Origin of the sequence: Nocardioides antri, assembly GCF_008373765.1 — a bacterium.
GTDB classification, from domain to species: domain Bacteria; phylum Actinomycetota; class Actinomycetes; order Propionibacteriales; family Nocardioidaceae; genus Nocardioides; species Nocardioides antri.
Window position 1 is genome coordinate 85,742 of record NZ_VUJW01000009.1, and the last position, 11,849, is coordinate 97,590.

The following is an 11,849-nucleotide window of genomic DNA, read 5'->3' on the forward strand; positions in this document are numbered from 1 at the left end:
TACCTCTGCGCCACCCCGCGAGACCCGACGCCAGGAGGAACCCATGTCCACCGATGCCATCGTCCTTCTCAAGCAGGACCACAAGGAGGTCCGACGACTCTTCAAGGAGTTCCAGCAGGCCGGGAAGGACGCGACCGCTCGCAAGGGACACCTCGTCGACAAGATCATCGAGCTGCTGACCGTGCACACCTACATCGAGAACGAGGTGATGTACCCGCGGGTGCGCGAGCTGCTGCCCGACCTCGAGGACGACGTGCTCGAGTCCTACGAGGAGCACCACGTCGCTGACCTGCTCGTCGTCGAGCTGGCCGGCATGAAGGCCACCGACGAGCGCTTCGACGCCAAGACCTCGGTGCTCATCGAGAGCGTGACGCACCACATCGAGGAGGAGGAGCAGGAGTGGTTCCCGAAGGTCCGGGAGGGCCTCGGCCGCAAGGCACTCCAGGAGATCGGCGCCGACCTGCTGGAGGCCAAGCAGAAGGCACCCAAGCGCCCGTCGCAGCCCAGCGCCCTCAAGAAGACCGTCGACGCGGTCATCTCCTGACGAGCAGCCGGGTCAGTCCTGGACGGCCTTGGCGACGGTGATGCAGCGCGTCACGTGGTCGCGCTCGTCGGCGGACATCGGGCGGCCGGCCCGCACGGCGTCCTCGAACGCCCAGTGCGCGTCGAGGATGCTGCGCACGACCACCCAGTCGCGGGCGCGCGCCTCGTCGAGTCCGGCCGCGTCGACGAGGACGTGGAACCGGCGCCGGATGCCGTCGCGGACCGACCCGCCCCCGACGGCACTGCCGTACTCCTCGAACCGGTTGCGGAGCATCGGCTCGACCTCGTAGTGGGGGTCGCCGTTGGTCGGCTTCGGGTCGATCGCGAGCCAGGTCGGCTCGCCGCCACGATCGCCGAGGAGGACGTTCGCGTAGTGCAGGTCCCCGTGGACGACTGCGGTCGCCGGCGCGGCGCACAGGTCGCGGGCCAGGGACAGCGTCTGGTCGACGAGCCGTCGAGGGACGGGTACGGCGTGGGCGTCCCGCTCGAGCGCGGCCGCCCAGCGTGCGACGTACGACGCCTGCTCCCGCAGCTGCGGCATCGGCGGCACGTGCAGCCGCGCGTAGAGCCCGCCGACGATCTCGCACGCCTCCTCGTCCCATTGGTCGCCGAGGTCGACCCGGTCGAGCCGCTCCAGCAGCAGGGCCCGTCGCGCCGGGTCCGCACGCAGCAGGCGCACCGCTCCCCTGCCGCGCCAGCGCTGGAGCGCGAGGTGCTCGTGCTCGGACTCGTCGTCGGGGAGTCCGATCTTGAGCACCGCCTCGTTGCCGGACGGCGTGTGGACCGGCGCGACCAGCGAGCAGAAGCCGTTCCAGAGTGGGCCGTCCACCGTCAGCTCCCACGCCGCGGTCACCTCGGTGACCAGCCCAGGCAGCCGGTCGAGCCAGGCACCCCACTGGGGGCCGAGCGACCGCTGCCGGTCGAGGCCGGGCGGGATGGTCAGCACACCGTCATCCCACCAGACGCGCCCTACTTCTTCGGCTTGTCCCCCGCCGGCCCGGACGTGGACAGCGCGGCGACGAAGGCCTCCTGGGGCACCTCGACCCGGCCGACCATCTTCATCCGCTTCTTGCCTTCCTTCTGCTTCTCGAGCAGCTTGCGCTTCCGGGTGATGTCACCGCCGTAGCACTTGGCAAGGACGTCCTTGCGGATCGCGCGGATGTTCTCGCGCGCGATCACGCGGGCGCCGATCGCGGCCTGGATCGGCACCTCGAACTGCTGCCGCGGGATGAGCTCCTTGAGCTTCGACGCCATCATCACGCCGTAGGAGTACGCCGCATCGCGGTGCACGATCGCGCTGAACGCGTCGACCGGCTCGCCCTGCAGCAGGATGTCGACCTTGACGAGATCGGCGGCCTGCTCGCCCGACCGCTCGTAGTCGAGTGACGCGTAGCCCTTGGTGCGCGACTTCAACTGGTCGAAGAAGTCGAAGACGATCTCGCCCATCGGCAGGGTGTAGCGCATCTCGACGCGGTCCTCGGAGAGGTAGTCCATCCCCTGCAGGTTGCCGCGCTTCGCCTGGCAGAGCTCCATGATCGCGCCGATGTAGTCGCTCGGCGACAGGATGGTGGCGCGGACGACGGGCTCGCGGACCTCGGCGATCTTGCCGTCGGGGTACTCGCTCGGGTTGGTCACCTCGATGGTCTTGCCGTCCTCCATGACGACCTCGTAGACGACGTTGGGGGCCGTCGAGATCAGGTCGAGGTTGAACTCCCGCTCGAGCCGGTCGCGGGTGATCTCCATGTGCAGGAGCCCGAGGAACCCCACCCGGAACCCGAAGCCCAGCGCACCCGAGGTCTCCGGCTCGTAGGCCAGCGCAGCGTCGTTGAGCTGCAGCTTCTCCAGCGCGTCGCGGAGCACGGGGTAGTCGTCGCCGTCGATCGGGTAGAGGCCGGCGTAGACCATCGGGTTGGGGTGCTTGTAGCCGCCGAGCGGCTCGGTGGCGCCGTGGTGCTGGCTGGTCACGGTGTCGCCGACGCGGGACTGGCGGACGTCCTTCACGCCGGTGATCAGGTAGCCGACCTCGCCCACGCCGATCTCGCCCGCCTTGACCGGCTCCGGGCTGATGACGCCGACCTCGAGCATCTCGTGCACCGCGTTGGTCGACATCATCTTGATCCTGTCGCGGTGGGTCAGCTTGCCGTCGACCACCCGGACGTAGGTGACCACTCCGCGATAGGTGTCGTAGACCGAGTCGAAGATCAGCGCACGGGCCGGCTTGTCGGCGGCGCCGACCGGCGCCGGCGTCTGCTTCACGATCTCGTTGAGCAGCGTCTCCACGCCCACCCCGGTCTTGGCGCTGGTGAGGAGCACGTCGGAGACGTCGCAGCCCACGAGGCCGGCCAGCTCCGCGGCGTACTTGTCCACGTTGGCGCTGGGCAGGTCGATCTTGTTGAGCACGGGGATGATGTGGAGGTCCGCGCCCATCGCGAGGTAGAGGTTCGCCAGCGTCTGGGCCTCGATGCCCTGGGCGGCGTCGACGAGGAGCACCGCAGCCTCGCAGGCCTCGAGCGAACGGGACACCTCGTAGGTGAAGTCGACGTGGCCCGGGGTGTCGATCATGTTGAGGACGTAGGTGCCCGGCCCGGACGGGATGCCGTGCTTGGCTGCTGCCTCTTCCGTCACCGTCCACGGCATCCGCACCGCCTGGGACTTGATGGTGATGCCGCGCTCGCGCTCGATGTCCATCCGGTCGAGGTACTGCGCCCGCGCCTCGCGCTCCCCCACCACGCCGGTCAGCTGCAGCATCCGGTCGGCCAGCGTCGACTTGCCGTGGTCGATGTGGGCGATGATGCAGAAGTTGCGGATGATCGCGGGGTCGGTACGACCGGGCTGCGGAGCGGATGCGGGCATGATCCGCCCATTCTCCCAAAGGGGCAGCACTTAGGTGAATCCTGCCTATCCGTAGGCCTCGGCGAGCTCCTGCCCGATCCTCGCCAGCTCCTCGCGTACGGCGTCGGGGCCGGTCACCTCGACCATCGCACCCCACCCGGCGAGCTGCTCGGCGACCGAGCGCGCGGTGTGCGCGGCGACCGTGACGACGACCCGGTCCCCGTCGTCCTCGACGACCTCGAGGTAGGTGCCGAAGTGGTCGCGGAGCACGCCGAGGTGCCGGCCGGCCAGCCTGACGGTCGCGCGGACGAGCGAGCGGCGGCTCTCGACGTACTCCACGACGCGCCGCCACTCCCGGGCGAGGTCGAAGCCGGCCGGGCGGTCCGCCGGCTGGTCGGTGGGCTCGACCGCGCGGACGCGGTCCATCCGGTAGGTCCTGGTGTCGGTCTCGCCGTCCCGGGTGGCGATGAGGTACCAGACGCCGTCCTTGGCGACCAGGCCGAGCGGGTCGAGGAGGGTGGTGCTGCCGTCGCCGGAGCGGTTCCGGTAGTCCACCCGCACCTTGACCCGGTCGATGACCGCCTGCTGGACCACGTCCACGGCCGCGGGGCGGTCCCGCCCGACCTCGCCCCACCCCAGGTCGTCCAGCCGTACGGCGGACGCGGCCGACTCCGCGTCGGCGCGGAACGGACCCGGCAGCGCCCGCAGCAGCTTGCGCACCGCAGACGCGGTCTCGGGGGAGAGCGAGGCCGCCGGGCCGAGCAGGGTGAACAGCGCCGTGGACTCCGGCGCGGTCAGCCCGCTCAGGTCCGTGCGGGCACCGCCGACCAGCGACCAGCCGCCGCCGCGGCCGGGCTGGGGGTACACCGGGACCCCGGCCGTCGACAGTGCCTCGAGGTCGCGCCGGGCGGTCGCCACCGACACCTCCAGCTCCCGGGCGAGCTCCGCAGCGGTCACGCGACCGCGGGACTGCATCAGCAGCAGGGTCGCGATCATCCGGTCGGCGCGCATGTCTCCCATGATGCCGGAGAAAGTGCTCATTCCGTGAGCACTTTGCCTGACAGAGTCGGAGACATCACCCAGTGAGCAGCCAGGAGGCAGCGATGTTCCGTGGATTCACCACCATCAACTACTTCGTCGACGACGTCCGGAAGGCGGCGGAGTGGTACCAGCAGGTGCTCGATGTCGAGCCCTACTTCGTGCGGCCGACGGCCGACGACCCGATGTACGTCGAGTTCCGGGTCGGTGACAGCGACGACGAGCTCGGCCTGCTCGACGGCCGGTTCCGGCCCGCCGGCTACTCCGACGCCGAGCGCGCGGGCGCCGTCATGCACTGGCACGTCGACGACGTCCGCGAGGCCTACGAGCGACTCCTGTCGCTGGGCGCCGAGAGCCTCGCCGCACCGCGCGACCTCGAGGCGCCGGGCTGGGTCATCGCCACCGTGGCCGACCCGTTCGGGAACGTCATCGGCCTGATGCACAGCCCGCACTACGTCGAGCAGCTCGGCGATATGAGCGCGCAGAACTGACCCGACTCGGGCGAGGATGGGCGCCGTGACCGCCGTACCCCTGCCGACCCGGATCCCCCACGGACGCACGGCCCGCCGCCTGGAGTGGCGGTTCCTGCCGCCCCACATCCGGTCCGAGGTCGAGCGCCGGGTGGGGTCGCCGGTGACGGACGCGGTCTCGCAGACCGGCGGGTTCACGCCCGGGTTCGCCTCGGTCCTCACCTGTGCCGACGGGAGTCGCCACTTCGTCAAGGCGGCCTCCACCGTCGCGCAGCGGATGTTCGCCGACGCCTACCGCGAGGAGGCCCGCAAGCTGCGGCTGCTGCCGGCCGGCACGCCCGCGCCGCGGCTGCAGTGGGTGCACGACGCGGACGACTGGGTCGTCCTCGGCTTCGAGCACGTCGAGGGGCGGGCCCCCCAGCGCCCGTGGGTGCCGGACGAGCTCGCCGCGGCGTCAGCGATGGCGGTCGAGATCGCCCGGCTGCTGACGCCGGCGCCCGACGGGGTCGACCGGGCGGTCGACGAGTTCGCGTCGTGGCCCGCGCTGTGGGACCGGACCGACCACCCGCGCGCGGCGGAGTGCGGCGCGCTGGCGGCGCAGTACGCCGCCGTCGTCGACGGCGACACCCTCGTCCACACCGACATCCGCGACGACAACCTGCTGGTCCGCCCCGATGGCACGGTCGTGATGTGCGACTGGAACTGGCCGGTGGCGGGTGCGTCGTGGCTGGACTCCCTGTTCCTGCTCATCGGCCCACGGGGCGACGGGCTCGACGTCGAGGCGCACATCGCGACCCACCCGCTGCTCTCGGCCGTCGAACCGGAGCAGATCGACGTGGTGATCGCGCTGGTCCTCGGCTACTTCGAGACGTCCGCCTCCCAGCCGGTGCCGCCCACGTCGCCGTACCTCCGGCAGGCGCAGGCGTGGCAGCGCGACGTCCTCCACGACTGGCTCGCCGAGCGCCGGGGCTGGGCAGCGCCGTGACGGCGCCGCGTGCGGTGGGCGTGCGGGCGTCGTACGACGCCATGCCAGGTGTCGTGCGCGACTGGGTCGACGACGCGCTGGGGTCGCCGGTCGTCGAGGCCGTCGACCAGGTCGGCGGCATGTCCCCGGGCTGCGCGACCCGGCTGCGGTGTGCCGACGGCACCCGGGCGTTCGTCAAGGCGGTCGGGACCGACCTCAACCCCGACACCCCGACCCTGTTCCGCCGCGAGATCACGGTGCTGTCGCTGCTCGGCTCCCACGCGCTGTGGGGAGACCTGCTCGCGTCGTACGACGACGGCGAGCGGGTCGCCCTGCTGCTGGAGGACGTGGACGGGACCCATCCCGACCTGGCCGACGACACCACCATGGAGCAGCTCCTGGCGGCGACCGACGAGCTCGGCGACGTCATGCGGGCCCGGGTGGACGCCCGCTCGGTCGACCACCTCGTCGGCGGCACCTTGATGCAGCCCGGGCTGACCGACCAGCACGCCGTGCTCCGCAACTGGCTGCCGGCGTTCGAGGCGCTCGAGCGGCTGCCCGACGCTCCGGTGCCGGCGTGGGTCCGGGCCGGGGCCGGCGAGTGGCACGCACGGCTGGCCGCCCTGGCTGGCGGGCGGTCGGACACGCTCGTGCACTGGGACATCCGGGTGGACAACCTGCTGCAGCGACCGACCGGTGAGATCGTGTTCCTCGACTGGGGCGCCGCCGGCGTCGGCGAAGCCTGGCTGGACCCGTTGCTGGCCCGGCTCGAGCGGGTCGACCAGCCGTGGTTCGACCGCTCGCTGGCCGCGTCGCCGGCACTGGCGGCCATCGGCGACGATGCGGTCACCACGTGGCTGGTCGGCCTCGGGACCAACCTGGCCGTCCGAGCCGTCACGGCGGTCGACGTCAACCTGCCCACCCTCGCGGAGTTCCGCCGGGTCGAGAGCGCGCGGTTCCTCGGCGCAGCGGCGCGGAGGTTAGGAGTCGGCCCATGACGGCGAGCGCCGACAGCCAGCACGATTTGGGAGCACTCGGGCGGCGCTGTTAGCCTTGTCCGTCGCGTCTCCGGCGGGTTCTGTCCTGCCCAGTCATCACTGACAGACGCACTCCGGACCAGTCCAGTTTTCATCGAGCGAGACGACAGAGGCGTAGTAGTGGCGAACATCAAGAGCCAGATCAAGCGGAACAAGCAGAACGAGAAGCGTCACGAGCGCAACAAGGCCGTCAAGACCGGCCTGAAGACCGCCGTGCGCAAGTTCCGCGAGGCCGCGGAGGCCGGCGACAAGGAGCAGGCGGTCCTGCTCGGTCGCGAGGCTGCCAAGAAGCTCGACAAGGCCGCCTCCAAGGGCGTCATCCACAAGAACCAGGCCGCGAACCGCAAGTCCGCGATCATGAAGAAGGCCGCCTCTCTCTGAGGCCCCTGGCTCCGGTCCGGAGCACCGACCTTCGACGAAGGCGCCCACCCCACAGGGGTCGGGCGCCTTCGTCATTCCACGGTGGGCTAGGCCGCCTCACGGAGCGCGGCGATGGTCAGCACCAGGCGCTCGAGGGTGTACGACGCGTCGCTGGACGCGCCCTTGAGGTCCGCATCGGCCTTGGCGACCGCCCGGATCGCCCGCGCCAGCGCAGGCGGCGTCCAGCCCCGAGCCTGCTGGTTGAGGGACTTCTGCTTCCACGACGGCATCCCGCCGTCCCGGTTGCCGGCGACGTGGTTGGCGAGCGAGCGCAGCTGGCCCGCGACGGCGGACAGGATGTAGACCTCGGAAGTGCCGCTCTCGATCGCCCAGCGGAGCTCCTGGAGCGCGAGCGCGCGGTTGCCGGCGAGCATCGCGTCGGCGATCTCGTAGTTCTTCACCTCGGCGCGGCCGCCGAAGTAGCGGCCGACCTTCTCCTCGTCGATCCGCTCCCCCGGGAAGTCGCTCGTGAGCTGGTCGACCGCGGCCGCGAGGGACCGCAGGTCGTGGCCGACCGCGACGACGAGCACCTCGGCGGCGCGCTTGTCGAGTGTCGCGCCCCGTCGCCGGGCCTCCCCGACCGCGAACGAGCCCATCTCCCACGGCTTGATCTCGGCCGACTTCTCCTCGGTGACGGTCGGCAGCTTCCGCAGCTTGGCCAGCACGCCGGAGCCCTTGGGGCCGCCGCCGTGCACGAGGATCAGCGCGACGTCGTCGGCCGGCGCCGCCGCGTAGCCCAGCAGCCCGTCGACCGACTCGTCGGGGAGGTTCTCCAGACCGCGCACGACCACGCACCGCACCGTGGAGAACAGCGACGGCGCGGACAGCTCGCCGAGGGTGGCCAGGGTGAGGTCGACCGCCGTGGCCTCGGAGATCTCCGCCTCGGGGTCGTGGGCGCGGACGACCGCCCGGACCTCCTCGACCGTGAGCGCACTGAGGAACTCCTCCTTGCCGGTCACCAGGACCACCCGCCCCAGCACGTCCTCCGCCCGCATGGCGGCGAGCCTAGTCCTCGGTGACGACAGCCGGCCCGCCCTCCCCCGCGACGACCGCGACCGCTCCGTCCCGGTCGGTGCGCGCAACCTTCGTCCCGTCCCGGGCGAGCACGTCGAGCAGGAAGGAGTCGGGATGCCCGTAGTCGTTGCCCTCCCCGACCGACACCACCGCCACCTCGGCGTCGAGGGAGCGCAGCCAGTCGGTGTCCTGGTGGGGGCTCCCGTGGTGCGGCACCTTGAGGACGTCGATGTCGAGGTCCGGCAGGAGGCCGGCGAGGCGCGCCTGGCCGGGCGGCTCGATGTCGCCGGTGAGCAGGATCCGCAGCCCGCCGGCCTCGACGAGCAGCACCACGCTCGCGTCGTTCGCCGCACTGCCGTCGCCAGGTCCTGCACGTGGGGCCGCGAGGTCGGGCCAGAGCACCTGGAGCGAGACGTCGCCGTAGCGCCGCGTCACGGCGTAGGGCGCCGCCGCGACCGGGAGTCCCGAGCCCTGCGTCGCCCGCTCGACCTCTGCGACGCCGGTCGTCGGGTCGAGCAGCGGACTCGCCTCCACCGCGCCGACCGACCGCCCGCGGAGCACGCCGGACAGCCCGTCGACGTGGTCGGCGTGGAAGTGGGTCAGCACGACGAGCGGGACGGTCTCGACCCCCAGGCGGTCGAGACAGTCGTCGACGAGGTCCGGGTCAGGACCGGCGTCGACCACGATCGCGGCCCGCGGGCCGACGGACACCGCCAGTGCATCGCCCTGGCCGACGTCGCATGCAGCGAGGACCCAGTCACGGGGCGGCCAGCCGCCCGGCGCCCAGCCGGCCGGCAGGGACGCGATCCGCCCCGGAACCCCGAGCACGATGAGCAGGACGCCGACGGCGACGGCGACCCCGAGCCGCCGCCGACGCAGCACCAACGGCGCCACCAGGGCACCGACGACGCAGAGGACGGTGAGCAGGCCCACCGCAACGACGCCTGAACCCCACCCGATCGCGGCGACGGGGAGGTCGGCCCCGCGCTCCGCGACGACCACGATCCAGCCCACGCAAAGGCCAGCCGCGGTCCCGGCGAGACCGCCGAGCGGGTCCCACACCAGGCCGGCGAGACCACCGGCGAGGCCGAGCACCGTCGCCGGCCCCACCGCGGGAGCGACCAGGATGTTGGCGAGCACCGCCACCACGCTGATCTCCCCCGAGAGGGCGGCGATCACCGGCGTGCAGGCGACCTGTGCCGCGAACGGCACTGCGACCGCCGCCGCGACCGGAGCCGGCAGCCATCGACCGAGCGCCGTCTGGACCGGTGGCCCGAGCAGCACGATGCCGCCGGTCGCCAGCACCGAGAGTGCGAAGCCGGCCGACACCGCCAGCGCGGGAGACACCAGGAGCAGCCCGGTGACCGCGACGCCCAGGGCCCGCAGCCCGCGCCGACGGCCGTCCGTGCCGAGGGCGAACAGTCCCACCGTGCCCATGGCCGCCGCCCGCACGACGCTTGGCTCGGTGCGCGCCAGCAGCACGAACCCGGCGATGCCGACCAGCCCCACGACGGTGAGCCAGCGTCGGCGCACGCCCAGCGCTCGCGCCAGCAGCACCACGAACCCCACCACCAGCGTGAGGTTGGTCCCCGAGACAGCCGTGAGGTGGGTCAAACCGGTGGTCCGGAAGTCGTCCTCGAGCGCCTGGGGCAGCCCGGCGTCGTCACCGACCACGAGCGCCGGGACGAGCGCGCGTTGGTCGTCGGGCCGGCCGGCCACGGACTCCCGGATCGAGGCCCGCACCGCGGCGGCGCCCCGCCACCACACGTCCGGTCCCCGGATCCGCACGGGTGGGCGCGGACCGACCACCAGGGCGGCGACCCGGCCATCGCCGGCGGGCGCGAGGCGCCCGACGAACCGGACCAGCGAGCCGAGCTCGGCCCTCCCCCACTCCGGGTCTCCGAGGACGACGACCACCGCACCGAGCTCGTACGTCGCGCCACGAGCCGTTGCCTCGTGGACGCGCACCCGCACGACGACCTGCTGCCCCCACCGTCCGTCGACCGACAACGGGTCGGAGACGACCGTCCCGGTCAGCTCGGCGACCGCCCGCTCCTCGGCGAGCTCCGCGATCACCCCGCTCGCCACTGCCTCGCTCCGCAGCACGGCCGACGCAACCACGCCGGCGCTCACCACCGCAGACGCCGCGACCAGCCGGGCGGCCCGGACGCCTCCGCGCCGGGCGACGACGATCGCACCCACCACGAGCGCGACCGGGAGCAGGACCGATCGCACGCCGGCGGCATAGGCCGCGATGCCGCCCAGCCAGCCCGCCGCACCGATCACCGCCATCCGGAGGTCGTGGCCCGGCCGGGCGGTGGGGTCGACGGCAGCCTGCTGCTCCATGGCCGTGAAGCTAGGGAGGACACCCGACAGGCGAGGCCGCCCTGCCCTTCGCCTGTGGAGGTCCGGGCCTCGAGAGGGCCCTGTGGACGGTTCCTGGCCCGGTGCCGGATGACCGCCGGGAGAACACCTAAGGTGCCGGGGTGATGCGCTACTCCCCCGCCGAGCTGGGCCGGGGCTCCCTCGGTGCTCTCGTCGGCATCGCCGTCGCCGCGGCCACGGCGACGCTGGTCCCGGGCGGGGAGGAGTCCCTGCCGTTCATCGTCGCCCCGATGGGGGCGGCCGCCGTCCTGCTGTTCGCCGTGCCTGCCAGCCCGCTCGCGCAGCCGTGGCCGGTCGTCGGCGGCAACGTGATCTCCACGATGGTCGGTCTCACCGCCCACTGGCTGGTCGACGACGTGCTCCTCGCCGGGGCAGTCGGCGTGGGCGCTGCCATCGGCGTGATGATGCTGCTGCGCTGCCTCCACCCGCCCGGCGGCGCCTGCGCCCTCCTGGCGGCGACCGCGACGCCGGCCATCGACGAGCAGGGCCTCGCGTTCGCCGCCCTGCCGGTAGCCGTCAACACCGTGGCGCTGCTGCTGGTGGCGATCGCCGTCAACAACCTGACCGGGCGCCGCTACCCCCACCGCGCGCCCGCAGCCCCGTCGACGACCGGCGCGGCCGCAGAGCTCTCCATCGGCACCGCCGACATCGAGTCGGCGATGGCCCGGCTCGCCCAGCGTCTCGACGTGCTGCCCGAGGACGTCGTCGCACTGGTGCGCGACGCCGAGGCCCACGCGCTCGACCGGCGGCTCGGCAGCGTGCCGGTCTCGCGGGTCATGCACACCGACGTGGCGGCGGTGCAGCCGTTCGAGTCGATCTACCGCGCCCGCACCGTGATCGTGCAGCGGCAGGTGAAGACCCTCCCGGTCGTCGACGCCGAGCGGCGCGTCGTCGGGATCGTCTCGATCATCGACCTCTTCACCCGCGACCTGGTCGAGCTGGAGCCCGTCGAGACGATCATGATCCGCGACGTCACCACGGTGCCGGCCGAGACGCCGGTGGCCGACCTGGTGCCGACGATGACCCAGGACGGCTTCAAGGTGGTGCCGGTCGTGGACGACGAGGAGCGCCTGGTCGGCATCGTGACCCGCGGCGACCTGATCGCCGTGCTCCACCGGGCCCTCCTCGAGGACGGCAGCAGGTAGA

Annotated in this window: 11 protein-coding genes; 6 read left to right on the forward strand and 5 right to left on the reverse strand. The window is 72.4% G+C overall.

Going from position 1 to position 11,849, the window contains the following annotated elements; genetic code table 11:
- Window positions 1–43 precede the first annotated feature (43 nt).
- Window positions 44–544: a hemerythrin domain-containing protein gene (locus F0U47_RS14985; RefSeq protein ID WP_149751286.1), complete on the forward strand. Its 501-nt coding sequence runs from the start codon at window positions 44–46 to the stop codon at window positions 542–544.
- Window positions 545–556: 12 nt separating this feature from the next.
- Here the strand turns inward: F0U47_RS14985 and F0U47_RS14990 are convergent, their stop codons facing one another.
- The 3 genes from F0U47_RS14990 to F0U47_RS15000 are packed head-to-tail and all read right to left on the reverse strand — an operon-like array spanning window position 557 to window position 4,416.
- On the reverse strand, window positions 557–1,489 hold the full coding sequence (locus F0U47_RS14990; RefSeq protein ID WP_246159643.1) for an aminoglycoside phosphotransferase family protein: 933 nt from the start codon (window positions 1,487–1,489) through the stop codon (window positions 557–559).
- 23 nt (window positions 1,490–1,512) lie between these two features.
- The gene (lepA, locus tag F0U47_RS14995; protein WP_149751287.1) at window positions 1,513–3,396 is read right to left on the reverse strand and encodes a translation elongation factor 4; all 1,884 of its coding nucleotides are present in this window, start codon (window positions 3,394–3,396) and stop codon (window positions 1,513–1,515) included.
- Window positions 3,397–3,441: 45 nt separating this feature from the next.
- Window positions 3,442–4,416 carry a helix-turn-helix transcriptional regulator gene (locus F0U47_RS15000; protein WP_246159644.1) on the reverse strand — a complete coding sequence of 325 codons (975 nt, stop codon included), beginning with the start codon at window positions 4,414–4,416 and terminating at the stop codon, window positions 3,442–3,444.
- Window positions 4,417–4,478: 62 nt separating this feature from the next.
- Between F0U47_RS15000 and F0U47_RS15005 the strand changes: the two genes are divergently transcribed.
- The 4 genes from F0U47_RS15005 to rpsT all read left to right on the forward strand — a co-directional run bounded on the left by F0U47_RS15005 (window position 4,479) and on the right by rpsT (window position 7,265).
- Window positions 4,479–4,904 carry a VOC family protein gene (locus F0U47_RS15005; protein WP_149751288.1) on the forward strand — a complete coding sequence of 142 codons (426 nt, stop codon included), beginning with the start codon at window positions 4,479–4,481 and terminating at the stop codon, window positions 4,902–4,904.
- A 25-nt stretch (window positions 4,905–4,929) separates the two neighbouring features.
- Window positions 4,930–5,868: a phosphotransferase family protein gene (locus tag F0U47_RS15010; RefSeq protein WP_149751289.1), complete on the forward strand. Its 939-nt coding sequence runs from the start codon at window positions 4,930–4,932 to the stop codon at window positions 5,866–5,868.
- On the forward strand, window positions 5,865–6,845 hold the full coding sequence (locus F0U47_RS15015) for an aminoglycoside phosphotransferase/kinase family protein (RefSeq protein ID WP_149751290.1): 981 nt from the start codon (window positions 5,865–5,867) through the stop codon (window positions 6,843–6,845). The genes F0U47_RS15010 and F0U47_RS15015 overlap by 4 nt, the downstream gene beginning before the upstream one ends.
- A gap of 159 nt (window positions 6,846–7,004) precedes the next feature.
- Window positions 7,005–7,265 (forward strand): 30S ribosomal protein S20, encoded by a 261-nt coding sequence (rpsT, locus tag F0U47_RS15020; protein WP_149751291.1) that lies wholly within the window; start codon window positions 7,005–7,007, stop codon window positions 7,263–7,265.
- Between the two features lie 86 nt (window positions 7,266–7,351).
- Here rpsT and holA read toward each other — a convergent pair whose 3' ends face one another.
- On the reverse strand, window positions 7,352–8,299 hold the full coding sequence (holA, locus tag F0U47_RS15025; RefSeq protein ID WP_149751292.1) for a DNA polymerase III subunit delta: 948 nt from the start codon (window positions 8,297–8,299) through the stop codon (window positions 7,352–7,354).
- 10 nt (window positions 8,300–8,309) lie between these two features.
- Window positions 8,310–10,664 (reverse strand): ComEC/Rec2 family competence protein, encoded by a 2,355-nt coding sequence (locus F0U47_RS15030; RefSeq protein ID WP_149751293.1) that lies wholly within the window; start codon window positions 10,662–10,664, stop codon window positions 8,310–8,312.
- Window positions 10,665–10,807: 143 nt separating this feature from the next.
- Here F0U47_RS15030 and F0U47_RS15035 point away from each other — a divergent pair, with 143 nt between their 5' ends.
- The gene (locus tag F0U47_RS15035; RefSeq protein WP_149751294.1) at window positions 10,808–11,848 is read left to right on the forward strand and encodes an HPP family protein; all 1,041 of its coding nucleotides are present in this window, start codon (window positions 10,808–10,810) and stop codon (window positions 11,846–11,848) included.
- Window position 11,849 lies beyond the last annotated feature (1 nt).

What these genes read in the sequence shown, in the direction of transcription:
- F0U47_RS15005 (WP_149751288.1), top strand. Translation starts at nt 4,479, where the DNA reads ATGTTCCGTGGATTCACCACCATCAACTACTTCGTCGACGACGTCCGG.
- holA (WP_149751292.1), bottom strand. Translation starts at nt 8,299, where the DNA reads ATGCGGGCGGAGGACGTGCTGGGGCGGGTGGTCCTGGTGACCGGCAAG.
- lepA (WP_149751287.1), bottom strand. Translation starts at nt 3,396, where the DNA reads ATGCCCGCATCCGCTCCGCAGCCCGGTCGTACCGACCCCGCGATCATC.
- F0U47_RS15035 (WP_149751294.1), top strand. Translation starts at nt 10,808, where the DNA reads ATGCGCTACTCCCCCGCCGAGCTGGGCCGGGGCTCCCTCGGTGCTCTC.
- F0U47_RS15000 (WP_246159644.1), bottom strand. Translation starts at nt 4,416, where the DNA reads ATGAGCACTTTCTCCGGCATCATGGGAGACATGCGCGCCGACCGGATG.
- F0U47_RS14985 (WP_149751286.1), top strand. Translation starts at nt 44, where the DNA reads ATGTCCACCGATGCCATCGTCCTTCTCAAGCAGGACCACAAGGAGGTC.
- F0U47_RS15030 (WP_149751293.1), bottom strand. Translation starts at nt 10,664, where the DNA reads ATGGAGCAGCAGGCTGCCGTCGACCCCACCGCCCGGCCGGGCCACGAC.